General features: G+C 58.4%; 35 protein-coding genes and 1 pseudogene. 31 read left to right on the top strand and 5 right to left on the bottom strand.

Annotated elements, in window-relative coordinates; genetic code table 11:
- The 28 genes and pseudogenes from tuf to rplQ all read left to right on the top strand — a co-directional run.
- Positions 1–402: pseudogene (gene tuf / locus ACP7E0_RS32320) on the top strand (elongation factor Tu); the annotation flags it as partial.
- A gap of 292 nt (positions 403–694) precedes the next feature.
- Positions 695–1,003 (top strand): 30S ribosomal protein S10, encoded by a 309-nt coding sequence (gene rpsJ / locus ACP7E0_RS32315; RefSeq protein ID WP_003507767.1) that lies wholly within the window; start codon positions 695–697, stop codon positions 1,001–1,003.
- Positions 1,004–1,159: 156 nt separating this feature from the next.
- Positions 1,160–1,840, top strand: coding sequence for a 50S ribosomal protein L3 (rplC, locus tag ACP7E0_RS32310; protein WP_113317586.1), 681 nt, complete (start codon positions 1,160–1,162; stop codon positions 1,838–1,840).
- A gap of 12 nt (positions 1,841–1,852) precedes the next feature.
- On the top strand, positions 1,853–2,473 hold the full coding sequence (gene rplD, locus ACP7E0_RS32305; protein WP_113243429.1) for a 50S ribosomal protein L4: 621 nt from the start codon (positions 1,853–1,855) through the stop codon (positions 2,471–2,473).
- Positions 2,470–2,763 carry a 50S ribosomal protein L23 gene (locus ACP7E0_RS32300; RefSeq protein WP_113317587.1) on the top strand — a complete coding sequence of 98 codons (294 nt, stop codon included), beginning with the start codon at positions 2,470–2,472 and terminating at the stop codon, positions 2,761–2,763. The genes rplD and ACP7E0_RS32300 overlap by 4 nt, the downstream gene beginning before the upstream one ends.
- Positions 2,764–2,774: 11 nt before the next feature.
- The gene (rplB, locus tag ACP7E0_RS32295; protein ID WP_113243431.1) at positions 2,775–3,611 is read left to right on the top strand and encodes a 50S ribosomal protein L2; all 837 of its coding nucleotides are present in this window, start codon (positions 2,775–2,777) and stop codon (positions 3,609–3,611) included.
- A gap of 15 nt (positions 3,612–3,626) precedes the next feature.
- Complete coding sequence (rpsS, locus tag ACP7E0_RS32290; RefSeq protein ID WP_037100590.1) at positions 3,627–3,905, top strand: 30S ribosomal protein S19; 279 nt, start codon at positions 3,627–3,629, stop codon at positions 3,903–3,905.
- A gap of 2 nt (positions 3,906–3,907) precedes the next feature.
- Positions 3,908–4,297, top strand: a complete 390-nt coding sequence (gene rplV / locus ACP7E0_RS32285) for a 50S ribosomal protein L22 (protein ID WP_018328280.1) — start codon at positions 3,908–3,910, stop codon at positions 4,295–4,297.
- Positions 4,297–5,010 (top strand): 30S ribosomal protein S3, encoded by a 714-nt coding sequence (gene rpsC / locus ACP7E0_RS32280; protein ID WP_113317588.1) that lies wholly within the window; start codon positions 4,297–4,299, stop codon positions 5,008–5,010. The genes rplV and rpsC overlap by 1 nt, the downstream gene beginning before the upstream one ends.
- Positions 5,011–5,048: 38 nt before the next feature.
- Positions 5,049–5,462 (top strand): 50S ribosomal protein L16, encoded by a 414-nt coding sequence (gene rplP, locus ACP7E0_RS32275; protein WP_018239489.1) that lies wholly within the window; start codon positions 5,049–5,051, stop codon positions 5,460–5,462.
- 13 nt (positions 5,463–5,475) lie between these two features.
- Positions 5,476–5,676: a 50S ribosomal protein L29 gene (gene rpmC, locus ACP7E0_RS32270; protein ID WP_113243433.1), complete on the top strand. Its 201-nt coding sequence runs from the start codon at positions 5,476–5,478 to the stop codon at positions 5,674–5,676.
- A 12-nt stretch (positions 5,677–5,688) separates the two neighbouring features.
- Positions 5,689–5,925 (top strand): 30S ribosomal protein S17, encoded by a 237-nt coding sequence (gene rpsQ / locus ACP7E0_RS32265; protein ID WP_037100601.1) that lies wholly within the window; start codon positions 5,689–5,691, stop codon positions 5,923–5,925.
- A gap of 238 nt (positions 5,926–6,163) precedes the next feature.
- On the top strand, positions 6,164–6,532 hold the full coding sequence (gene rplN / locus ACP7E0_RS32260) for a 50S ribosomal protein L14 (RefSeq protein ID WP_018328276.1): 369 nt from the start codon (positions 6,164–6,166) through the stop codon (positions 6,530–6,532).
- A 12-nt stretch (positions 6,533–6,544) separates the two neighbouring features.
- A complete protein-coding gene (rplX, locus tag ACP7E0_RS32255) occupies positions 6,545–6,856 on the top strand; it encodes a 50S ribosomal protein L24 (RefSeq protein WP_113317590.1) in 312 nt (103 codons plus the stop codon).
- A complete protein-coding gene (gene rplE / locus ACP7E0_RS32250; protein WP_113317591.1) occupies positions 6,849–7,409 on the top strand; it encodes a 50S ribosomal protein L5 in 561 nt (186 codons plus the stop codon). The genes rplX and rplE overlap by 8 nt, the downstream gene beginning before the upstream one ends.
- Before the next feature lie 31 nt (positions 7,410–7,440).
- On the top strand, positions 7,441–7,746 hold the full coding sequence (gene rpsN / locus ACP7E0_RS32245) for a 30S ribosomal protein S14 (RefSeq protein WP_037100611.1): 306 nt from the start codon (positions 7,441–7,443) through the stop codon (positions 7,744–7,746).
- Positions 7,747–7,758: 12 nt separating this feature from the next.
- The gene (gene rpsH, locus ACP7E0_RS32240) at positions 7,759–8,157 is read left to right on the top strand and encodes a 30S ribosomal protein S8 (RefSeq protein ID WP_056335736.1); all 399 of its coding nucleotides are present in this window, start codon (positions 7,759–7,761) and stop codon (positions 8,155–8,157) included.
- A 43-nt stretch (positions 8,158–8,200) separates the two neighbouring features.
- Positions 8,201–8,737 (top strand): 50S ribosomal protein L6, encoded by a 537-nt coding sequence (gene rplF / locus ACP7E0_RS32235; RefSeq protein ID WP_037169468.1) that lies wholly within the window; start codon positions 8,201–8,203, stop codon positions 8,735–8,737.
- 12 nt (positions 8,738–8,749) lie between these two features.
- On the top strand, positions 8,750–9,112 hold the full coding sequence (rplR, locus tag ACP7E0_RS32230; protein WP_037100619.1) for a 50S ribosomal protein L18: 363 nt from the start codon (positions 8,750–8,752) through the stop codon (positions 9,110–9,112).
- Between the two features lie 139 nt (positions 9,113–9,251).
- Entirely contained in the window at positions 9,252–9,821 is a 570-nt protein-coding gene (gene rpsE / locus ACP7E0_RS32225) for a 30S ribosomal protein S5 (protein ID WP_060505083.1), read from the top strand.
- A gap of 13 nt (positions 9,822–9,834) precedes the next feature.
- Positions 9,835–10,038 (top strand): 50S ribosomal protein L30, encoded by a 204-nt coding sequence (rpmD, locus tag ACP7E0_RS32220; RefSeq protein ID WP_113243437.1) that lies wholly within the window; start codon positions 9,835–9,837, stop codon positions 10,036–10,038.
- A gap of 13 nt (positions 10,039–10,051) precedes the next feature.
- Positions 10,052–10,522 carry a 50S ribosomal protein L15 gene (gene rplO / locus ACP7E0_RS32215; protein WP_113317592.1) on the top strand — a complete coding sequence of 157 codons (471 nt, stop codon included), beginning with the start codon at positions 10,052–10,054 and terminating at the stop codon, positions 10,520–10,522.
- A 236-nt stretch (positions 10,523–10,758) separates the two neighbouring features.
- Complete coding sequence (secY, locus tag ACP7E0_RS32210) at positions 10,759–12,099, top strand: preprotein translocase subunit SecY (protein ID WP_426131122.1); 1,341 nt, start codon at positions 10,759–10,761, stop codon at positions 12,097–12,099.
- A complete protein-coding gene (locus ACP7E0_RS32205; RefSeq protein WP_426131120.1) occupies positions 12,096–12,692 on the top strand; it encodes an adenylate kinase in 597 nt (198 codons plus the stop codon). The genes secY and ACP7E0_RS32205 overlap by 4 nt, the downstream gene beginning before the upstream one ends.
- A gap of 226 nt (positions 12,693–12,918) precedes the next feature.
- Positions 12,919–13,287, top strand: coding sequence for a 30S ribosomal protein S13 (rpsM, locus tag ACP7E0_RS32200; protein WP_071832785.1), 369 nt, complete (start codon positions 12,919–12,921; stop codon positions 13,285–13,287).
- Between the two features lie 236 nt (positions 13,288–13,523).
- Positions 13,524–13,913, top strand: a complete 390-nt coding sequence (gene rpsK / locus ACP7E0_RS32195; protein ID WP_018328263.1) for a 30S ribosomal protein S11 — start codon at positions 13,524–13,526, stop codon at positions 13,911–13,913.
- A gap of 100 nt (positions 13,914–14,013) precedes the next feature.
- Complete coding sequence (locus ACP7E0_RS32190; RefSeq protein WP_060638418.1) at positions 14,014–15,024, top strand: DNA-directed RNA polymerase subunit alpha; 1,011 nt, start codon at positions 14,014–14,016, stop codon at positions 15,022–15,024.
- Positions 15,025–15,154: 130 nt separating this feature from the next.
- Complete coding sequence (gene rplQ / locus ACP7E0_RS32185; protein ID WP_060638386.1) at positions 15,155–15,580, top strand: 50S ribosomal protein L17; 426 nt, start codon at positions 15,155–15,157, stop codon at positions 15,578–15,580.
- 67 nt (positions 15,581–15,647) lie between these two features.
- On the opposite strand, the gene ACP7E0_RS32180 is transcribed toward rplQ, so the two are convergent.
- Positions 15,648–15,917 (bottom strand): hypothetical protein, encoded by a 270-nt coding sequence (locus ACP7E0_RS32180; RefSeq protein WP_426131117.1) that lies wholly within the window; start codon positions 15,915–15,917, stop codon positions 15,648–15,650.
- Positions 15,918–16,327: 410 nt separating this feature from the next.
- Between ACP7E0_RS32180 and ACP7E0_RS32175 the strand changes: the two genes are divergently transcribed.
- Both ACP7E0_RS32175 and ACP7E0_RS32170 read left to right on the top strand, forming a co-directional pair.
- Positions 16,328–17,620 (top strand): DegQ family serine endoprotease, encoded by a 1,293-nt coding sequence (locus ACP7E0_RS32175; protein ID WP_426131135.1) that lies wholly within the window; start codon positions 16,328–16,330, stop codon positions 17,618–17,620.
- A gap of 67 nt (positions 17,621–17,687) precedes the next feature.
- Complete coding sequence (locus tag ACP7E0_RS32170; protein WP_426131116.1) at positions 17,688–19,001, top strand: replication-associated recombination protein A; 1,314 nt, start codon at positions 17,688–17,690, stop codon at positions 18,999–19,001.
- A gap of 25 nt (positions 19,002–19,026) precedes the next feature.
- Here the strand turns inward: ACP7E0_RS32170 and ACP7E0_RS32165 are convergent, their stop codons facing one another.
- Positions 19,027–19,404, bottom strand: coding sequence for a VOC family protein (locus ACP7E0_RS32165; RefSeq protein ID WP_426131114.1), 378 nt, complete (start codon positions 19,402–19,404; stop codon positions 19,027–19,029).
- A 256-nt stretch (positions 19,405–19,660) separates the two neighbouring features.
- Here ACP7E0_RS32165 and sugE point away from each other — a divergent pair, with 256 nt between their 5' ends.
- Positions 19,661–19,975, top strand: coding sequence for a quaternary ammonium compound efflux SMR transporter SugE (sugE, locus tag ACP7E0_RS32160; RefSeq protein WP_426131112.1), 315 nt, complete (start codon positions 19,661–19,663; stop codon positions 19,973–19,975).
- A gap of 88 nt (positions 19,976–20,063) precedes the next feature.
- On the opposite strand, the gene ACP7E0_RS32155 is transcribed toward sugE, so the two are convergent.
- Genes ACP7E0_RS32155 through ACP7E0_RS32145 form a run of 3 tightly spaced genes read right to left on the bottom strand, consistent with a single transcriptional unit; the run spans position 20,064 to position 22,499 of the window.
- Positions 20,064–20,849 carry an ATP12 family chaperone protein gene (locus ACP7E0_RS32155; RefSeq protein ID WP_426131110.1) on the bottom strand — a complete coding sequence of 262 codons (786 nt, stop codon included), beginning with the start codon at positions 20,847–20,849 and terminating at the stop codon, positions 20,064–20,066.
- A complete protein-coding gene (locus tag ACP7E0_RS32150; RefSeq protein WP_426131109.1) occupies positions 20,842–21,507 on the bottom strand; it encodes an HAD-IA family hydrolase in 666 nt (221 codons plus the stop codon). Before ACP7E0_RS32150 ends, ACP7E0_RS32155 begins: the two co-directional genes overlap by 8 nt.
- Entirely contained in the window at positions 21,507–22,499 is a 993-nt protein-coding gene (locus ACP7E0_RS32145; protein ID WP_426131107.1) for an RluA family pseudouridine synthase, read from the bottom strand. Before ACP7E0_RS32145 ends, ACP7E0_RS32150 begins: the two co-directional genes overlap by 1 nt.
- Between the last annotated feature and the right edge of the window lie 86 nt (positions 22,500–22,585).

Below are 22,585 nucleotides of genomic sequence, written 5' to 3'. Positions count from 1 at the left end.
TTCCGCAAGCTGCTCGATCAGGGCCAGGCTGGCGACAACATCGGTGCACTGGTTCGCGGCGTTACCCGTGACGGCGTCGAGCGTGGCCAGATTCTCTGCAAGCCGGGTTCGGTCAAGCCGCACAAGAAGTTCATGGCTGAAGCCTACATCCTGACGAAGGAAGAGGGCGGCCGTCATACACCGTTCTTCACCAACTACCGTCCGCAGTTCTACTTCCGTACGACGGACGTGACCGGCATCGTGTCGCTTCCTGAAGGCACGGAAATGGTTATGCCTGGCGACAACGTCACGGTTTCCGTCGAGCTGATCGTTCCGATCGCGATGGAAGAAAAGCTGCGCTTCGCCATCCGCGAAGGCGGCCGCACCGTCGGCGCCGGCATCGTCGCCTCGATCGTCGAGTAATTTACTCGGTTGGGAAGCGGCGCGTTCAAACGCCGCTTCCTTGAATATTTGCTGGTCGAAGCCTGCGCCTAAAGGTGTATGCCTCTCGAATTGACGGAAGCGCGAAAAAACGTGCTTTCGTGGGCGTTCGGTCATTGTGTCGGACGCCGATTCCGTATATGTGCGGGTCGAATTGCAGAAACGGACAGAGAGTGATTTGCTCTTTGTGCTCTTTGAAGCATCAGCACCCGGAAACGAATAACGAAATGCCTCACCCTGGGGCTTTCGCTTAACAACAACAAGGATAACTCGAATGAACGGCCAGAATATCCGTATCCGCCTCAAGGCGTTTGATCACCGGATTCTTGATGCCTCCACGCGGGAAATCGTTTCGACGGCCAAGCGCACAGGCGCTTCGGTTCGTGGTCCGGTGCCGCTTCCTACGCGGATTGAAAAGTTTACTGTCAACCGCTCGCCCCACGTGGACAAGAAGAGCCGTGAACAGTTCGAGATGCGCACCCACAAGCGTCTCCTCGATATTGTCGATCCTACTCCCCAGACTGTTGACGCGCTGATGAAGCTCGACCTCGCTGCCGGCGTAGATGTGGAAATCAAGCTTTAAAAACAAGGAAGGTACGTGGATTTCGGTCCAACGGCTTCCAAAAATGGGCGACCCTTCGACCGGATGATTCATTTGGATCAGATGAAGATAGGGAAACCTTAAACCAGAGATGCAGCGGGGTTCTCCCCATTGCTAACTCTCAAGAGGAATGAACCAATGCGTTCAGGTGTGATTGCACAGAAGATTGGGATGACCCGCGTCTATAACGACGCTGGTGAGCACATCCCAGTTACAGTATTGCGGATGGAAAACTGCCAAGTGGTTGCCCATCGCACAGAAGACAAGAATGGCTATACCGCAGTTCAGCTCGGTGCTGGCCAGGCTAAAGTCAAGAACACGAGCAAGCCGTTGCGTGGTCAGTTCGCTGCCGCCAACGTAGAGCCGAAGGCCAAGGTCGTTGAGTTCCGCGTTTCGTCGGACAATCTGATCGATGTCGGCGCAGAAATCACTGCAAACCATTTCGTCACCGGCCAGCTGGTCGACGTCACCGGTACATCTGCCGGTAAGGGTTTTGCCGGTGCCATGAAGCGCCACAACTTCGGCGGTCTGCGTGCAACGCACGGCGTGTCCGTATCGCACCGTTCGCATGGTTCGACTGGTTCCAACCAGGATCCGGGCCGCGTCTGGAAGGGTAAGCGCATGGCTGGCCACATGGGTCAGACACGCATCACCACCCAGAACCTGGAAGTGGTCTCCACCGATGAAGACCGCGGTCTGATCCTCGTCAAGGGCGCCGTACCCGGCTCCAAGGGCGCATGGATCGTCGTTCGCGACGCCATCAAGTCCGGCACTCCGGCTGACGCTCCGCGTCCTGCCGCTGTGCGCGCAGCCAAGTAAGGGGGCCAGATCATGGATCTCAACGTCACCACACTCGAGGGCAAAGAGGCCGGTAAGGTTTCCCTGTCCGACGCGATTTTCGGCCTTGAGCCGCGCGAAGATATCATTGCCCGCGTCGTTCGCTGGCAGCTTGCCAAGAAGCAGCAGGGTACGCACAAGGCAAAGGGCCGTGCAGAAATCGCACGCACCGGCGCCAAGATGTTCAAGCAGAAGGGTACGGGCCGCGCTCGTCACCATTCGGCTCGTGCTCCGCAGTTCCGCGGCGGTGGTAAGGCTCATGGCCCGGTTGTTCGCAGCCACGCCCATGACCTGCCCAAGAAGGTTCGTGCTCTCGGTCTGCGCCATGCGCTGTCCGCTAAGCTTCGTGCCGAAGAGCTGATCATCGTTGACAACCTGGTTGCTGCTGAAGCCAAGACGAAGGTGCTGACCGGCGCATTCGCAACGCTCGGCCTGACCAACGTGTTGTTCATCGGCGGCGCCGAACTCGACAGCAATTTCAAGCTCGCAGCTCAGAACATCCCGAACGTGGACGTTCTGCCGGTGCAGGGCATCAACGTTTACGACATTCTGCGCCGCGGCAAGCTCGTCCTGTCCAAGGCTGCAGTTGAAGCTCTTGAGGAGCGGTTCAAATGACTAACCTCCGCCACTATGATGTGATCCTCGCTCCGTCGATCACCGAAAAGTCGACGCTGGTTTCTGAACAGAACCAGATCATCTTCAACGTCGCCAAGGATGCGTCGAAGCCTGAAATCAAGGCTGCAATCGAAGCACTGTTCGGCGTCAAGGTTACGGCTGTCAACACGCTGGTCCGCAAGGGCAAGCTGAAGCGCTTCCGTGGCTTCGCTGGCCGGCAAAAGGACGTCAAGAAGGCTATCGTCACGCTCGCTGACGGTCAGACCATCGACGTCTCAACCGGACTCTGAGGAATAGAACAATGGCATTGAAAAGTTTCAATCCGACCACCCCGAGCCAGCGCCAGCTGGTCATCGTCGACCGGTCCGGCCTGCACAAGGGCAAGCCGGTCAAGTCGCTGACCGAAGGCCTGTCCTCCAAGGGCGGACGCAACAACACTGGCCGCATCACCGTGCGTTACCAGGGTGGTGGTCACAAGCGTACCTACCGCCTGATCGACTTCAAGCGTCGCAAGTTCGACGTCGAAGGCACGGTCGAGCGTCTGGAATACGACCCGAACCGCACGGCGTTTATTGCGCTGATCAACTATGCGGACGGCCAGCAAGCCTACATCATCGCTCCGCAGCGCCTTGCTGCCGGCGACAAGGTGATCGCTTCGGAAAAGCAGGTTGACGTGAAGCCAGGCAACACCATGCCGCTTCAGTACATGCCGGTTGGTTCGATCGTTCACAACGTCGAGATGAAGCCGGGCAAGGGCGGTCAGATCGCTCGCTCCGCTGGCGCCTACGTACAGCTGGTTGGTCGCGACCAGGGCATGGCGATCCTTCGCCTGTCGTCTGGCGAACAGCGCCTGGTGCACGGCTCCTGCCTTGCAACGGTCGGTGCAGTCTCCAACCCGGACCACGGCAACATCAACGACGGCAAGGCCGGTCGTTCGGTGTGGCGTGGCAAGCGTCCGCACGTTCGCGGCGTCGTCATGAACCCTGTTGACCATCCGCACGGCGGTGGTGAAGGCCGCACCTCGGGTGGCCGTCATCCGGTTTCGCCTTGGGGTAAGCCCACCAAGGGCAAGCGTACGCGCTCGAACAAGTCGACCGACAAGTTCATCATGCGCTCGCGTCATCAGCGTAAGAAGTAAGAGAGGAAGTCTCCAATGACTCGTTCAGTATGGAAAGGTCCGTTTGTTGACGGCTATCTTCTCAAGAAGGCTGAGAAGGTTCGTGAAGGCGGCCGCAACGAAGTGATCAAGATGTGGAGCCGTCGCTCCACCATCCTGCCGCAGTTCGTCGGTCTCACGTTCGGCGTCTACAACGGCAGCAAGCATGTTCCGGTTAGTGTCAACGAAGACATGATCGGCCACAAATTCGGTGAATTCTCTCCGACCCGGACCTATTACGGTCACGGTGCGGACAAGAAGGCAAAGAGGAAGTAATTATGGGCAAGGCAAAAGCCGAACGCCGGCTGAAGGATAACGAGGCGCAGGCAATCGCGCGCACGATCCGCGTCAGCCCCCAGAAGCTCAACCTGGTAGCTGCGATGATCCGTGGCAAGAAGGTCGACCGGGCTCTGGCCGAACTCGAGTTCTCGCGCAAGCGGATCTCGGACACTGTCAAGAAGACGTTGGAATCTGCGATCGCAAACGCAGAGAACAACCACGATCTCGACGTCGACAGCCTGATCGTTGCCGAGGCTTACGTTGGCAAGTCCATCGTCATGAAGCGTTTCCACGCTCGTGGCCGTGGCCGTGCATCGCGTATCGAAAAGCCTTTCGCGCATCTGACGATCGTTGTTCGCGAAGTCGAAGCTAAAGGGGAGGCCGCATAATGGGTCAGAAGATCAATCCAGTCGGCTTCCGCCTCGGCATCAACCGTACCTGGGATAGCCGCTGGTTCGCGGACAACGCAGAATACGGTCAGCTTCTTCACGAAGACCTGAAGATCCGTGCCTACGTCATGGAAGAGCTGAAGCAGGCCGGTATCGCCAAGGTGGTTATCGAGCGTCCGCACAAGAAGTGCCGCGTCACGATCCACTCGGCTCGCCCGGGCCTGATCATCGGCAAGAAGGGCGCAGACATCGAAAAGCTGCGCAAGAAGATCGGCGAGATGACCAAGTCGGAAACGCACCTCAACATCGTTGAAGTGCGCAAGCCGGAAGTCGACTCGGCGCTCGTCGCCCAGTCGATTGCTCAGCAACTCGAACGCCGCGTGGCTTTCCGCCGTGCGATGAAGCGTGCCGTTCAGTCCGCAATGCGTCTTGGCGCCGAAGGCATCAAGATCACCTGCGGCGGCCGCCTCGGCGGTGCTGAAATCGCGCGTACCGAATGGTACCGTGAAGGCCGCGTGCCGTTGCACACGCTTCGCGCCGACATCGACTACGGTGTGGCTGAAGCCAAGACCGCTTTCGGTATTTGCGGCATCAAGGTCTGGATTTTCAAGGGCGAAATCCTCGAACACGATCCGATGGCTTCCGAGCGTCGTTCGTCCGAGGCAGATGCCCAGGGCCCCAGCAGCAACAACCGTCGTCGCGAAAACGCGTAACAGTCGTTCCTGGCAGCTAATATCGGAGAATTAAAAAAATGTTGCAGCCAAAGCGCACTAAGTACCGCAAGCAGTTCAAGGGACGCATCAAGGGCGTTGCCAAGGGCGGTTCCGACCTTGCTTTCGGTGAATTCGGCCTGAAGTCTCAGGAGCCGAACCGCGTAAACGCACGCGAGATCGAAGCGGCCCGCCGCGCGATCACCCGTCACATGAAACGTGCCGGTCGCGTATGGATCCGCGTATTCCCAGACGTACCGGTCACGGCAAAGCCGACCGAAGTGCGCATGGGTAAAGGTAAGGGTTCGGTTGAATATTGGGCTTGCAAGGTCAAGCCCGGCCGAATGATGTTCGAAATCGACGGCGTCAGCGAAGAACTCGCCCGCGAGGCGCTTCGCCTTGGTGCTGCGAAACTCTCTGTCAAGACGCGCTTCGTTCAGCGCATTGCAGAGTAAGGAGTAAAGCCCAATGAAAGCCGATACCATCCGCGCGCTCAGCGCCGATCAGCTTAACGAAGAGCTCGCCAAGCTGAAGAAAGAGCAGTTCAACCTGCGCTTCCAGAAGGCCACAGGCCAGCTCGAAAAGTCGTCGCGCATCAATGAAGTCCGTAAGGGCATTGCGCGCGTCAAAACAATTGCCCGCCAGAAGGCGGCAGAAGCCAAGGCTTAAGGATCTAAGAATATGCCAAAACGCATTCTGCAGGGCACAGTCGTCAGCGACAAGAACGATAAGACCGTCGTGGTCCGTGTCGAGCGTCGTTTCGCGCACCCGATCTTCCAGAAGACCGTTCGCCGGTCCAAGAAGTACAAGGCGCATGACGAGAATAACCAGTACAAGGTCGGCGATCAGGTTTCCATTGAGGAATGCGCGCCGATTTCCAAGGATAAGACCTGGACGGTTGTCTCCGTTCAGGCCTAATTCTTAAGAGTTTCGCATCCGACCCTTGCGTCGGCCGCGAAAATCTGTATGAAGCAGCGCAAGGACGCTCGACTACGAGCGTTCTTTTGCTTTGAGCGCACGGAAGGTCCTGTTTAGGAAACCACCCTGGCAATGATCGATCCCGCGCGAGAACAGAAATTTAGAAGCTGGAACAGGGGGCCCTCAATCTGATGAGGTTGGCCCAACCGGTCCGGTCACAACAAGAAGGCGACCTGACATGATTCAGATGCAAACAAACCTCGACGTGGCGGATAATTCCGGCGCACGTCGTGTCATGTGCATCAAGGTGCTGGGCGGCTCCAAGCGCAAGTACGCTTCGGTCGGCGACATTATCGTCGTTTCGATCAAGGAAGCTATTCCGCGCGGCCGCGTCAAGAAGGGTGATGTGATGAAGGCGGTTGTCGTTCGCACAGCCAAGGACATCCGTCGTCCGGACGGCAGCGTCATCCGGTTCGATAACAACGCAGCTGTTCTTATCGACAACAAGAAAGAGCCGATCGGCACCCGTATCTTCGGACCGGTTCCGCGCGAACTTCGCGCCAAGAACCACATGAAGATCATCTCGCTGGCTCCAGAAGTACTGTAAGGAGCGATTGAGATGCAAAAGATTCGCAAGGGCGACAAAGTCGTCGTATTGACCGGCAAGGACAAGGGTCGTTCTGGGGAAGTTCTCCAGGTTCTGCCTAAGGAAGACCGGGCCGTTGTGCGTGGCGTAAACATGGTGAAGCGTCACCAGCGCCAGACCCAGGCCCAGGAAGCCGGTATCATCAACAAGGAAGCCTCCATTCACCTTTCCAACCTTGCGGTTTCCGACAAGGATGGCAAGCCGACCCGCGTCGGCTTCAAGGTTCTTGAGGACGGCAAGAAGGTCCGTGTGGCCAAGCGTTCGGGAGAAGTGATCGATGGCTGACGTCAAGAAGTACGAGCCGCGGCTCAAGGTTGATTACGCCGAGCGTATCACCAAGGCGATGCAGGAGAAGTTCTCCTACGCAAACGTCATGCAGATCCCGCGCCTCGACAAGATCGTTATCAACATGGGTGTTGGTGAATCGACGGCTGATAGCAAGAAGCCGACGGTTGCTGCAGCAGACCTCGCAGCGATTGCCGGCCAGAAGCCGGTAATCACCAAGGCCCGCACCTCCATCGCCGGCTTCAAGCTGCGCGAAGGCATGCCGATCGGCGCAAAGGTTACCCTGCGCGGCGTTCGCATGTACGAATTCCTGGACCGCCTGATCAACATCGCGCTTCCGCGCGTTCGAGATTTCCGCGGCCTGAATCCGAAGAGCTTTGACGGCCGTGGCAACTTCGCCATGGGTGTCAAGGAACACATTGTGTTCCCGGAGATCAACTACGACAAGGTTGATCAGATGTGGGGCATGGACATCATCGTTTGCACGACGGCAACGAACGACGACGAAGCACGCGCTCTGCTCACAGAGTTCAACTTCCCGTTTCGCCAGTAAGCCGTAACGACAAGCAGAAGGATTAAGTTGAATGGCGAAGACGAGCGCAATTGAAAAAAACAATCGCCGCCGTAAGTCGGTTGCCCAGGATGCGTCCAAGCGCGCAGCCCTGAAGGCTACCATCATGAACCAGTCTCTTCCGATCGAAGAGCGCTTCAAGGCAACTTTGAAGTTGGCGAGCCTGCCGCGTGACGGTTCCAAGACCCGCGTTCGCAACCGTTGCGAAGTGACTGGTCGCCCGCGTGCATATTATCGCAAACTCAAGATGTCGCGTATTGCGCTTCGTGAACTTGGCAATTTCGGCAAGGTGCCGGGCATTGTTAAGTCGAGCTGGTAAGGAGACGGGTAGATGGCAATGACTGATCCGCTGGGCGATATGCTCACCCGTATCCGCAATGGTGCTGCACGCCGCAAGTCGAGTGTTTCCACTCCGGCTTCCAAGCTGCGCGCACGCGTCCTCGATGTCCTTCAGGCTGAAGGTTACATCCGCGGTTATTCGGAAACCGAATTTGGTAACGGCAAGGCCGAGATCAATATCGAATTGAAATACTACGAAGGTGCGTCGGTGATCCGTGAGATCGGCCGCGTATCGAAGCCGGGCCGCCGAGTTTATGTCTCGGTCAAGTCCATTCCGCAGGTCGCGAACGGTCTCGGTATCACTATCCTTTCGACTCCGAAGGGTGTGATGGCCGATCATCAGGCACGCGAACAGAACGTTGGTGGCGAGGTTCTCTGCTCCGTATTCTAATACGGTAGCAGTGACCTCCATAACGGACAGACAGGTTTGAAATATGTCTCGTATCGGTAAAAAGCCCGTTCCGGTTCCTGCAGGTGTCACGGCCACGGTTAGTGGCCAGACAGTGACTGCAAAGGGCCCGAAAGGCGAACTCTTCTTCGTTGCTAACGACGAAGTCGTCGTAAAGCTGGAAGACAACAACGCGGTGTCGGTGACCCCGGTTGACCAGTCCAAGGATGCTCGTTCCAAGTGGGGCATGTCCCGCACGATGATCGAAAACATCTTCAAGGGCGTCAAGGACGGTTACGAGCGCAAGCTCGAAATCAACGGCGTTGGTTATCGCGCGTCGCTTCAGGGCAAGAACCTGCAGCTGGCACTCGGTTTCAGCCACGACGTGGTCTATCAGACTCCTGAAGGCATCTCGATTGCTGTGCCGAAGCCGACGGAAATCGTCGTCACCGGCATCAACAAGCAGCAGGTCGGCCAGGTCGCGGCAGAAATCCGCGAATACCGTGGCCCCGAGCCCTACAAGGGCAAGGGCGTCAAGTATGCTGGCGAGCGGATTGTCCGCAAAGAAGGCAAGAAGAAGTAAGGATCACGCGAAATGGCTACAAGGAAAGATACACTTGTGCGCCGCGCCAGCCGCGTGCGCCGTCAAGTCAAGGCAGTGGCCAATGGCCGTCTGCGCCTGTCCGTTCATCGCTCGTCGAAGAACATCTATGCACAGGTTATCGATGATGTTGCTGGCAAGACCGTTGCGTCTGCCTCGACACTCGACACGGATCTGCGTCCGTCGCTTAAGACGGGCGCTGACACGGCAGCTGCTGCTGCCGTTGGCAAGCTCCTCGCAGAGCGCGCCTCGAAGGCTGGTGTCAAGGACGTTGTCTTTGACCGTGGCGCCTTCATCTATCACGGCCGCGTCAAGGCGCTCGCCGAGGCAGCCCGCGAGGGTGGCCTGAACTTCTAAGATGATATCCGTCCGGGCTTGCCTGGACGGATCATCGAACCGCTTTTTATAAAGCGCGTCGCTTCCGCTCCCTCGAAGGGGCGGGGCGACTTTTTGTCAATCTGCCGATTGCACCCGGAAAAGAAAAAGGAAAAGGACAATGGCACAAGAAAAAAGAGGTTCTCGCGACGATCGCCAGAACCGCGAGGAGCGCGACAGCGAATTCGTTGACAAGCTCGTAGCAATCAACCGCGTCGCAAAAGTCGTCAAGGGCGGCCGTCGTTTCGGCTTTGCTGCTCTCGTCGTCGTCGGCGACCAGAAGGGCCGCGTTGGCTTCGGTCATGGCAAGGCACGTGAAGTGCCGGAAGCCATCCGCAAGGCCACCGAAGCTGCCAAGCGCGAACTGATCTTCGTTCCGCTGCGCTCGGGCCGTACGCTTCATCACGACGTTCATGGCCGTCACGGCGCAGGCAAGGTTCTGCTGCGTGCTGCCAAGGCCGGTACCGGTATCATTGCCGGTGGTCCGATGCGCGCTGTTTTCGAAACGCTCGGCATGCACGACGTTGTTGCGAAGTCGACTGGTTCTTCGAACCCGTACAACATGATTCGCGCCACGTTCGACGCCCTGAAGAGCCAGATGCACCCGAAGGATATCGCAGCTCAGCGCGGCATGAAGTATGCCACTCTGCAGAGCCGCCGCGTATCCGCCGGCGTTGCTTCCGAAGAATAAGGGAGCCTGAACAATGGCTAAGAAAGAAGTTGCAAAGAAGACGGTTGCGGTCGAACAGATCGGCAGCCCCATTCGCCGCCCAGCCGTACAGCGTGCAACGCTGATCGGTCTCGGTCTCAACAAGATGCACCGGGTTAGCGTTCTGGAAGATACACCTTCCGTTCGTGGCATGATCCGGGCCGTCCAGCACCTCGTTCGCGTCGTCGAAGAGAAGTGAGGGGGATACCATCATGAAACTGAATGAAATCAAAGACAACGAAGGTTCTACAAAGAACCGCAAGCGTCTCGGCCGTGGTATCGGCTCCGGATCCGGCAAGACTGCCGGCCGCGGTGTCAAGGGTCAGAAGGCTCGTTCCGGCGTCGCCATCAACGGCTTCGAAGGCGGCCAGATGCCAATCTACCGCCGTCTGCCGAAGCGCGGCTTCAACAACATTTTCCGTTCGGATTTTGTTGTCGTGTCGCTCGGCCGTATCCAGATCGCCATCGACGCCAAGAAGCTTGATGCTTCCAAGGCCATCGATGCTGCTGCTCTGACGGCTGCCGGCGTTATCCGCCGCGCCAGGGATGGCGTTCGGGTTCTCGCCGATGGCGAACTGAAGACAAAGGTAACGATCGAAGTTGCCGGCGCTTCCAAGCCTGCGATCGAAAAGATCGAAAAGGCTGGCGGTTCGATCAAGCTGCTTTCGGGCGCTGCTGAATAATTAGTTGCTGATGAACCGCCCGGGGTGCTTCACACCGGGCGGTTTTGCTCCCATATGAGAGCCTCACAGATGCGCTGCCGGATTCGTCCGGCGCAGAATATTGATCGGGAACCACGGTGAGGCGCGAGATTGCAGTTGCAGTCGTTTCCAAGCCGGTTTTCATAAAAAGAAGATAGCTCTTTCCGGATCTGACCGGGTTTCCCCGCGGGTTCTGAACTGGCTACGCGGAGAATTGCATGGCTTCTGCAGCGGAACAGCTCGCCTCCAACCTGAATTTTGCGACGTTCGCAAAAGCCGAAGATCTGAAACGCCGCCTCTGGTTCACCCTTGGCGCGCTTCTGGTGTATCGTCTTGGCACCTATATTCCGCTGCCGGGCCTCAACCCGGAAGCTTTTGCGCAGGCGTTTGCCGGGCAGAGCGGTGGTATCCTCGGCCTTTTCAACATGTTTTCCGGCGGCGCCGTCGAGCGCATGGCGATCTTTGCCCTCGGCATCATGCCTTACATTTCCGCCTCCATCATCGTTCAGCTGATGACCTCCGTGGTTCCGTCGCTTGAACAGTTGAAGAAGGAAGGCGAGCAGGGCCGCAAGGTCATCAACCAGTACACCCGCTACGGCACGGTGCTTCTCGGCACGCTGCAGGCCTATGGCATCGCGGTCGGCCTTGAGAGCGGCAACGGTCTCGTCGTCGATGCGGGCTGGTTCTTCCGGATATCGACGGTCATTTCGCTGCTCGGCGGCACCATGTTCCTGATGTGGCTCGGCGAGCAGATTACCTCGCGCGGCATCGGCAACGGTATCTCGCTGATCATCTTTGCCGGTATCGTCGCGCATCTGCCGACGGCTCTGGCCGGCACGCTCGAACTTGGCCGCACCGGCGCCCTGTCGACGCCGCTGATTCTCGCCATCATCGTCATGGTCGTCGGCGTTATCGCGCTGATCGTCTTCGTGGAACGCGCCCAGCGCCGGCTTCTGATCCAGTATCCGAAGCGACAGGTCGGCAACAAGATGTTTCAGGGGGACACCTCGCATCTGCCGCTGAAGCTCAATACCGCCGGCGTTATCCCCGCCATCTTCGCGTCGTCGCTTCTGCTTCTGCCGGCAACGCTTGCAGGCTTTGCCAACAGCGCAGCGCTGCCAGGCTGGGCCACGACCATCGTTGCTGCCCTCGGTCACGGCAAGCCGCTCTACATGGTGCTCTACGGCGGCATGATCGCGTTCTTTGCCTTCTTCTACACAGCTATCGTCTTCAATCCGAAGGATACGGCCGACAATCTGAAGAAGCATGGCGGCTTCATCCTCGGCATCCGCCCAGGCGAGCGCACTGCGGAATACATCGACTACGTCCTGACGCGCATCACCGTGCTCGGCGCGATCTACCTGATGTTTGTCTGCATTCTGCCCGAAGTCATGATCGCGCAGACCGGCGTGCCGTTCTACCTTGGTGGTACGTCGCTTTTGATTGTTGTCAGCGTTACCCTTGATACTGTAGCACAGGTGCAGGGTCACCTGATTGCCCAGCAGTATGAGGGGCTGATCAAGAAATCGAAGCTGCGTGGAGGAAAGAGGGGCCGATGAGACTAATATTTTTAGGACCGCCGGGAGCTGGCAAGGGAACACAGGCCAAGCTTCTGACGGAAAAATACGGTATTCCGCAGCTTTCCACAGGTGATATGCTGCGGGCGGCCGTCCAGGCTGAGACGGATGTCGGTAAACGTGCCAAGGCTGTCATGGATGCCGGTCAGCTCGTCTCCGACGAGATCGTCAACGAGATCGTGTCCGACCGGATCGATTCGGCCGACTGCGCGAATGGCTTTATTCTCGATGGCTATCCGCGCACCGTTCCGCAGGCCGTTGCCCTTGGCAAGATGCTTGCAGGCAAGGGGTTGCGGCTTGATTCGGTCATCGAATTGAAGGTGGATGAAGATGCGCTTGTACGGCGCATCGAGAATCGCGTAGCAGAAACCATTGCCGCTGGCGGTAAGGTTCGCTCCGACGATAATCCGGAAGCATTCAAGAAGCGTCTTGTCGAGTATCGCGAGAAGACGGCGCCTCTGTCGCAGCATTATGCTGTCACAGGCGAGTTGAAGACAGTTGATGGAATGGCGCCGGTCGAGACCGTCACCTCTGAGATCAACGCAATTCTGGCATCGGCTTCCGCCGACGCCTAAAAGGCAGTTCTTGAAAAAGGACTGCCGGGGAGTTGACTTTTGCGGTCGATTCCTTCAAAGACCGCGCTAACTCGCAGCATGCTAGGGATCGGCGCGGATTTCAAAGACGAAGTCCGGGCGCGATTCTTTTGACGTGTTCCGAACAGAACTTTCACAGTCGGCCTCTCAAGGGCTGCATAACGAAGCACCTATTGCCGGATGGCAACTGGAAGCAAGGAGAACAGGCGTGGCACGTATCGCTGGCGTCAACATCCCGACGAGCAAGCGCGTAGTAATCGCGCTTCGTTACATTCACGGGATCGGAGCGAAGTTCGCACAGGAAATCGTCGAGAAGGTCGGTATCCCGGCTGAACGTCGTGTGCACCAACTGACGGATGCTGAAGTTCTTCAGATCCGCGAAGCAATCGACCGTGATTATCAGGTTGAAGGCGACCTGCGTCGCGAAACCTCGATGAACATCAAGCGTTTGATGGACCTGGGCTGCTACCGCGGTCTGCGTCACCGTCGTTCGCTGCCTGTTCGCGGTCAGCGCACGCATACCAATGCTCGTACCCGCAAGGGCCCGGCAAAGGCGATTGCAGGCAAGAAGAAATAATTTCCCAGAAATGGGGAATGCAGGGGCTGGCGCTCGGCGCCGGCCTCTTTTGTGGTTTCGGAAGGGCGCGCCAGCGTCCCTCCGGTGGAGCTGCTGGAATTACGGCAGTGACGATATCGCCGCGCAGAACGGATTTGTCCGTTCGCGCATGACTTGAAAATTCAGGGCAGGGGTTAATCTCCGCCCGGTGGAGCCGCTGGTACTACGGCGGTGCAGAGATCAACGAAAGGTATACCATGGCCAAGGAAGCCACACGCGTTCGCCGTCGCGAGCGGAAAAATATTTCTACGGGCGTTGCGCACGTCAACTCGTCGTTCAACAACACGATGATCACCATCACCGACGCACAGGGCAACGCGATTGCCTGGTCTTCGGCTGGTTCGAAAGGCTTCAAGGGCTCGCGTAAGTCGACCCCGTTCGCAGCTCAGATGGCTGCTGAAGATGCGGCCAAGAAGGCCCAGGAACACGGCATGAAGACGCTCGAAGTCGAAGTCTGCGGCCCGGGTTCCGGCCGTGAATCGGCTCTGCGTGCGCTTCAGGCTGCTGGCTTCATGATCACCTCGATCCGTGACGTCACGCCGATCCCGCACAATGGTTGCCGTCCGCGCAAGAAGCGCCGCGTTTAAGTTTACGCATTCATCCAGCCGGTGAGGGGGTTACCTCTCCCGGCGCTTCAAGGCTCGGTTGCCACGATTGAATGGTGGCAACGAACAGAAGGCAAAACATATGATTCAGAAAAACTGGCAGGAACTGATCAAGCCGAACAAGGTTGAGTTCTCGTCCACCGGCCGCACCAAGGTTAGCCTTGTTGCCGAGCCGCTGGAGCGTGGCTTTGGCCTAACCCTCGGCAACGCGCTTCGCCGCGTTCTTCTGTCGTCGCTTCGTGGTGCTGCTGTTACCGCAGTGCAGATCGACGGCGTTCTGCATGAGTTCTCCTCGATCCCGGGTGTCCGGGAAGACGTGACGGACATCGTGCTGAACATCAAGGAAATCGCCATCAAGATGGATGGCGACGACGCAAAGCGCATGGTTGTGCGCAAGCAGGGTCCGGGCGTTGTGACCGCCGGTGACATCCAGACGGTTGGCGATATCGAAATCCTCAACCCGAACCATGTGATCTGCACCCTCGACGAGGGCGCTGAGATCCGCATGGAGTTCACCGTCAACAACGGCAAGGGCTACGTGCCTGCAGACCGCAATCGTTCGGAAGATGCACCGATCGGCCTCATTCCGGTCGACAGCCTATATTCGCCCGTCAAGAAAGTGTCCTACAAGGTGGAAAACACCCGTGAAGGCCAGGTTCTCGACTACGACAAGCTGTCGATGCAGATCGAGACCGATGGTTCCGTCACCGGTGAAGATGCAGTCGCTTTCGCGGCCCGCATCCTTCAGGACCAGCTCGGCGTTTTCGTCAACTTCGACGAACCGCAGAAGGAAGCCGAAGAAGAAGCCGTTACCGAACTGGCGTTCAACCCGGCACTGCTCAAGAAGGTCGACGAACTGGAACTTTCGGTCCGTTCGGCCAACTGCCTGAAGAACGACAACATCGTCTATATCGGCGACCTCATTCAGAAGACCGAAGCAGAAATGCTTCGCACTCCGAACTTTGGCCGCAAGTCGCTGAACGAAATCAAGGAAGTTCTCGCTTCCATGGGCCTGCATCTCGGCATGGAAGTGCCCGCATGGCCGCCCGAGAACATCGAAGATCTCGCCAAGCGCTACGAAGACCAGTATTAACAACAAAAAAGGCAGGTTAACCCTCTGCCTTTCCCCGTCAAACAGCAGGCTCCGCAAGGAAGTCTGTATGTGCCAGGAAACGGCAGGCCCATACAACGAAAAGGGCACCTGCATTTAAAGGAGAATAGCAATGCGCCATGGTGTAGCCGGCCGCAAGCTGAATAGAACTGCAAGCCACCGTAAGGCAATGTTTGCCAATATGGCTGCTTCGCTCATTGAACATGAGCAGATCATCACGACCCTGCCGAAGGCAAAGGAAATCCGTCCAATCGTCGAGAAGCTCGTTACGCTCGGCAAGAAGGGCGACCTTCATGCTCGTCGTCAGGCCATCTCGCAGATCCGCGACGTTGCCGTCGTCGGCAAGCTGTTCGATGCCATCGCAACACGTTACGCAACCCGCAACGGCGGCTACCTGCGCATCATGAAGGCTGGCTACCGTCACGGCGACAATGCGGCTCTGGCCGTCATTGAATTTGTTGACCGCGACACCTCGGCCAAGGGCGCCAAGGATATCGCACGCGTTGCTGCCGAAGCAGAAGCTGCAGACGCCGCTTAATCGGTCTGCGGACTGAGACTTTAAGAAGGCCGGGTGCGAGATCGCCCGGCCTTTTTGCTGTGCCGTCTTATGGCGACGAAGGCGTGCCACGTTGCTCTCGCAGCATCTCAAGGGCACGGGCGAGAAAGGGTCGACCGGCTTCCCCGATCAGGAAAAAGTCCGCGTTCGATGCGGTCCAAAGATCTTCCAGTTGCTGGTCCGTCGCATTCGCGTTCAGCCAGTAATCCAGAAAATTGTCGAGATCATCCGCCGTTTCCGGGAACTGGTGTAGAACGTGACCGATTCCGAAGTCGATGACTTCGTCATGAGAGCTGAATATGAGGGGATCATGAAGCATGGCTCTGGTGAACGCCCGGAAGCCGGGGATTTGGCAACGAATTCTCGCATGAACTCACGCTCCTGATCCATTCTTCGCGAATAAGTTGTGTCAAGTAGTAAGCGCTTTGGCAATTTGAGACGGTGCCATCGTTCAAGCCAGGCTTCCGCTTTTTCGGTGATCGGGCCGCCTTTGCTTTTTAACAGCCAGCGTCCTATCTGTGTGTCCGCGAGATTGATTTGATGGGACTGTTTGACATGCCGCGTTTTCTTTATTCGTTCGTTGCCCTCAGTGCTGTCGGTGTTCTGGCTGCTGGTCTGGTCTTTATAGGAAAGCCGGGTGAGCCCGGAGGCTCTGCGGTGTCTTTGGTTTCTTCCGCGCAGGCACAGCAGGCCGATACGCCAAAAGTGTTGCCGCAGAGCAAGACGGAAATGCAGCTGTCCTTTGCGCCGCTGGTCAAGCAGACGGCCAATGCCGTCGTCAACGTCTATGCGGAGAAGACCGTTCAGAGCCGCTCGCCTTTCGCCGATGATCCGTTTTTCGAGCAGTTCTTCGGCCAGCGCATGCCCAATCGGTCGGAAAAGCAGTCCTCGCTCGGTTCCGGCGTCATCGTCGGCAAGAATGGCATCGTCGTCACCAATTATCATGTCATCACCGATGCCGATAACATCAAGATTGCGCTTGCCGATGGCCGCGAGTTCGAAACCACGGTCATGCTCAAGGACGAGCGGCTCGATCTCGCCGTGCTGAAGATCAAATCGGACGGCCCTTTCGAAACCGTACCGCTTGGTGATTCCGATGCGGTTGAAGTCGGCGATCTCGTTCTGGCGATCGGCAATCCCTTCGGCGTCGGCCAGACCGTCACCAGCGGCATCGTTTCGGCGCTGGCCCGCAATCAGGTTATCACTGGTGACTTCGGCTTCTTCATCCAGACCGATGCGGCGATCAATCCCGGCAATTCCGGTGGTGGCCTGATCGATATGAGCGGCCAGCTGATTGGCATCAACACCGCGATCTTTTCACGCGGTGGCGGCTCCAACGGCGTTGGCTTTGCCATTCCTGCCAATCTGGTCAAGGTCTTCGTCGCGTCAGCCGAAGGCGGCAATGGCAGCTTTACCCGGCCGTTTATCGGCGCAAGTTTCGAGCCGGTGACATCGGAAGTTGCCGATGCGCTCGGGCTCGACCGGGCACGCGGCGCGTTGGTCAGTTCCGTCATCGAAGGCGGGCCGGTGGAGAAGGCCGGCATCAAGCCCGGCCAGGTGATCGTCACCGTCAATGGCATTCCGGTCGAGCATCCCGATGCGCTGGGCTACCGCCTGACCACCGTTGGCATCGGCCATGTCGCCAAAGTAACGATCAGTGAAAACGGCAAGACGCGCGACATCGAGCTTGCGCTTGCAGAAGCGCCGGAGACATCGCCGCGCGACGAGCGCCTGATCGAGGGCCGCAATCCCTTCTCGGGAGCAGTGGTCGGCAATCTGTCGCCGCGGTTGGCCGACGAATTGCGGATGCCAGCGTCCTCGCAAGGTGTCGTGATCACGCAGATCAATCGTGGATCACCTGCGGCCCGCGTTGGTTTCCAACCCAAAGATATCATCATCGCCGTCAACGGCACGCCGATCGACAAGTCCACGACGCTTGAAACGATTGCCAAGGATGATCCATCGCTGTGGCGCGTCGAGATCGAACGCGACGGTCAGCGTATCCGTCAGTTCTTCCGGTGATCGTTTTCCCGTCTTCCGGGGGACATAAGCATCTTGCTCCGGCCGGTCATGGGACCGGCCGTTCCGGATGGGGGAGTTGCATGTGACGCTGTTCGATGAGGATACCCACCGGCCGCTTGCCGACGCTCTTCGTCCTGAAAAGCTGGAAGAGGTCATCGGCCAGGATCACCTTCTGGGTGAAAATGGCCCAATTGCCCGCATGCTGTCGGGTGGCACGGTCGGGTCGTTCATCCTCTGGGGCCCGCCGGGCGTCGGAAAGACCACGATTGCGCGCCTTGTCGCCACCTCGGCAAAGATGGAGTTCGTCCAGCTTTCCGCCGTGATGTCCGGCATTGCCGATCTGCGCAAGGTCTTCGATACGGCAAAAAACAACCGGACCATCGGCCGCCAGACCATCCTCTTCGTCGATGAGTTGCACCGCTTCAACCGTAGTACGCAGGATGCCCTGTTGCCGCATGTCGAAAACGGCACTGTCATCCTGATCGGCGCGACGACGGAAAATCCGAGCTTCAGCCTGGTGGCGGCCTTGTTGTCGCGGCTGAAGGTTTTCACGCTCAATCCGTTCGACACAGCCTCATCCGAACTGCTTTTGGCGCGGGTGGAGAGTTTTGTCGGAAAGCGGTTGCCGCTGACGGAGGACGCGCGGACCGCCTTGATCAATATGGCCGATGGGGACGGGCGCTATCTGGTGGGCTTGGCCGACGATGTCCTGTCGCTTGGAGAGGCCGAAGATCTCGACATAGGGCGTTTGTCCAAAGCCCTGCAGAAGCGCATGCCGATCTACGACAAGGCACAGGATGGCCATTACAATCTCCTGAGCTGCTTTCACAAAAGCCTGCGGGGCAGCGATGTCGACGCGGCGCTCTATTGGGGCGCGCGCATGGTGGATGCGGGGGAGGATCCGACGACACTGTTTCGCCGCCTGGCTTGCGCTGCCAGTGAAGACGTTGGCATGGCCGATCCAAACGCGATGCCGCAGGTGATTGCCGCCTGGACAGCCTTCGAGCGTATCGGCTGGCCGGAAGGCCGGCTCTTCATCGCCCAGGCGATCGTCTTTGTCGCGACTGCGCCAAAATCCAATGCCAGTTACCGGTCCTTCGATGCAGCACTTGAGATGGCGCGCCAGACAGGCTCCATTCCGCCGCCGAAGAGCATCCTCAACGCGCCGACCAAGCTGATGAAAGACCTTGGCTATCACGAGGGTTACAAATACGACCATGATTATCCGGATGCCTATTCCGGACAGGAGTTCTTTCCGGAGGAGCTGCGCAGCACGGACACGAGGTTTTACAAGCCGCAGGAACGCGGCTTCGAGCGCGAAACGCTGAAGCGCCTGGAGTTCTGGCACCGCCTGAAGCGGGAGCGTTCGGCGAAGGAATAGGCTGCCCAGCCCGGCAATTTCTTGATCACTCAGGCAGTTTGAAAAACGCCTCAAGGCGATAGCCATCGGGATCGACGAGAAAGCCCGCATAATAAAACTGGCTGTATTCCGGCCGCAGTCCCGGCAGCCCATTGTCTTCGCCACCGTTGGAAATGCCGGCTGCGTGGAAGGCATCGACCGCGGCGGTATCGGGTGCAACGAAGCAGAAATGCAGGCCGGAGCTTCGGTCGGCGGGTACGGGGCGCTCAACCTTTGCAATCCACAGGCTGATCCGGTCCGAACCATAACCGATCACCGTGTCCGTTTTCGATAACCGCTCGTAACCGAGCGGTGTCAGAATGGCATCATAGAAACGAAGCGAACGATCGAGGTCTTTTACGCCAATCGACACGTGGTCAAACATTGCGGAATACTCCCTGTTTCACTGCCATCTTCCCCGTTCGAAATCATCCGCACAAGCGCAAACCGTATCTGGGCGCAGATTGCCTTTGGTTCTGCTCTGGTCCGGTTGCGAATAGCTGCCATGCACGGCGGGCTCTTGCCACCGTCAAATCAGGATGGCATATAGTGCCCATGCAGACGGCTGCACGGGTTCGGCATCTATAATCGACATCCGAACATCCGCGAGGACGGCCTCGCTCCTTTAGACGGAGTAAATTATGGCCTGGATTATCCTCATCCTCGCAGGCATTCTCGAAATCGGTTGGGCGATCGGCCTGAAATATACCGAAGGCTTCACCAAGCTCATACCGACGGTACTGACCGCAGGCTCGATGGTGGCGAGTGTCGTCCTCCTCGGTCTTGCCATGCGTACATTGCCGCTCGGCACCGCCTATGCGATCTGGACAGGCATCGGTACGGTCGGAACTGTCATTCTCGGCATCGTGCTGTTTGCTGAACCGGCAACAGCTGTTCGCCTCGGCTGTATCGCGCTGATCGTTACTGGTATTGCTGGGTTGAAGTTCGCCGCATAAGAATTTCTAATACTTCAATAAAAACACCCCGCGCAGGATACTGCGCGGGGTGTTTTTTTATCGATTGGTTTACGTGGACGGGGTTTGCTTAACGTAAAGCGTCGAGCGTTGCCGTGGCCGCCTGCATTTCCCGCCAGCGGTTTTCGCGGCGCTGGAAGGCTTCGTCGTCGGTGCCCCAATGCTCGATCTGCCAGTCCTCATCGAGATGGGCGAGCGCCCAGGCCTCTTCCGCCGACAGCTGCTTTTCGGCAAAAGCGATGGCGAGCAGCGCGGAGCCGGTGAGCGTGGTGATCGTGTGCAGGCAGGCAAGGCCAAGCGGCGTGGCATAGGCACGCAGCGCTTCGGCAACGCCGTTGATGGCGGCACGAGGCTGAACCTGGTGAACGACGCCTTCAACGAGAATGAACCGCGCACCCAGTGTTTCCGCAGCCCAGGTGATCACCGGATCCCAGCGCTCGGACTGGCGAATTGCCAAACCTTCTGGTTCGCCCGCGCGGTAACAGAGAAGATCGGTTCCGGCGAAGTTGAGGATGTCGTCGAAAACGGCGCGGATATCCTTGGAGACGCCATCGATCGCCGTGTTGGCGAGCCGGGTGACCGGCATCGTCGCTGGGTCGATCTCTTCCTTCTGGGCATCCCATTCGGCTGCCAGCAGATTGGCTGCGGCCTGCGTCGGAACGGTCAGATATTGTTTTGCCGGGGTGCGGACCGTGCGGCCGTCGAGAAGGATGACATGGCCGCCGTCTTCCGCCGGGCCGATGCTGACGGTCTTATAGAAACGCTTCGGCAGTGGCTTGTGCATCTGTATCTGCGCGCGGCGCACGGGATCCGGGTCGCTCAGCGCTGCAGACAGATCGTCGCGAATATCAGGCATGATGTGTCTCCATCCAGTCCAGAATATCATGCGGGGTCCGGGCGATGTAATCCGCACCGGCGTCGATAAGCTCGGGAACCGACGCATAACCCCAGGCGACCCCGATGGCGGATGCGCCGGCGCTCTTGGCCATCTGCATGTCGTAGATCGCGTCGCCGATTACGACCGTATCCTTGGCGTCGATGCCGGCCTCGGAGCAGCACTCCGTCACCATCGCCGGATGTGGCTTTGACGGGCAGTCGTCGGCCGTGCGCGAAACGAAGAATGTCTTTTCATAACCGTGGCTTGCACATATCTGATCAAGCCCGCGCCGGGATTTTCCCGTAACGGCACCCAGAAGCAGTTCGCCGCGGCTCATCAGGCTCGCGATCAGCGGCGCGATACCGTCGAACAGCGGCTCGCGAAAGTTCATTTCGGTGCGGACGCCACCGTAGATCTTCTTGTAATGCGCCGTCATCGCCTGGGCGCGATCGTCGACATGCGGCTGGTGCATCAGCCGGGCAATGGCGATATCGAGCGTCAGGCCGATGATGCTCTTGGTAGCCTCCAGCGAGACACGTTCAAGGCCGAAATCTTCGAACGTCCGCGCCATGACTTCGTGTATGAGCCCGGCGCTGTCGACCAGGGTTCCGTCACAATCGAAAAGAGCAAGTTTCATCAGTCGTCGGCTTCCTCGGCGCTGGCCATGTCGAAGCCGATCAGGTTCCAGCTCTGGACCATATGTTGCGGCATCGGGGCGGTGACGATCAGGCGTCCGCCATCCGGATGCGGAACGTCGATGCGCCGCGCATGCAGATGCAGCTTGTTTTGAACGCCGCCGGGGAAGGCCCAATTGAATTCGGCGCCGAAATATTTCGGATCGCCGATGATCGGGTGGCCGATATGGGCGGCATGGACGCGCAACTGGTGGGTACGGCCGGTATAGGGCACCATTTCCAGCCAGGTCAGGTTCTGGCCGGCCGTCTCGATGATCCGGTAGTAGGACACCGCATGATCGGCACCGTCTTCGCCATGCTTGGCAATCCGCATGCGGTCGCCGTCCGGCGTCTGTTCCTTGACCAGCCAGGTCGAGATCTTGTCTTCCCTCTTGCGCGGCACACCCTTGACCATCGCCCAGTAGGTTTTCTTGGTATCGCGTTCGCGAAAGGCTGCCGTCAGCTTCTGGGCGGCGCCACGGGTGCGGGCGATGACCAGAACACCGGATGTATCGCGGTCGAGCCGGTGCACCAGACGCGGCTTTTCGCCCTTGGGGCTGGTCCAGGCTTCGAGCATGTCGTCGATATGGCGGTTGATGCCGGAGCCGCCCTGAACCGCGATACCAGGCGGCTTGTTGAGAACGATGACCTTGGCGTCTTCATGCAACAGCATGCGCGACAAAAGTTCATGGTCGGATGCGTGGCGCAGGTCACGGCCGGCGATCGGGCCTGTCCGTGTCTTCGGATCGACTTCCATCGGCGGAATGCGAACCACCTGGCCGGGCTGGACGCGCATGTCCGATTTGACGCGGCCGCCATCGACGCGGACCTGGCCGGAGCGCAGCAGCTTCTGCAGCGGACCGAAGCCGAGGCCCGGATAATGGATTTTGAACCAGCGATCAAGGCGCATGCCCGCCTCGTCGGATTCGACTTGTTTGTGTTCAATGCCCGCCATTTATTTCTACCTGCATCCAATTGCCATCGCGCCTCGACAATGGTGCCGACCGGAAATCCGTGCGCAAACTGATATGACAGAGCAGG

Source organism: Pararhizobium sp. PWRC1-1 (assembly GCF_049897905.1).
In the GTDB taxonomy this organism is placed as follows: Bacteria; Pseudomonadota; Alphaproteobacteria; order Rhizobiales; family Rhizobiaceae; genus Pararhizobium.
Note: the sequence above shows the minus strand (reverse complement) of the source record. Positions and strands in the feature narration are given on the sequence as shown.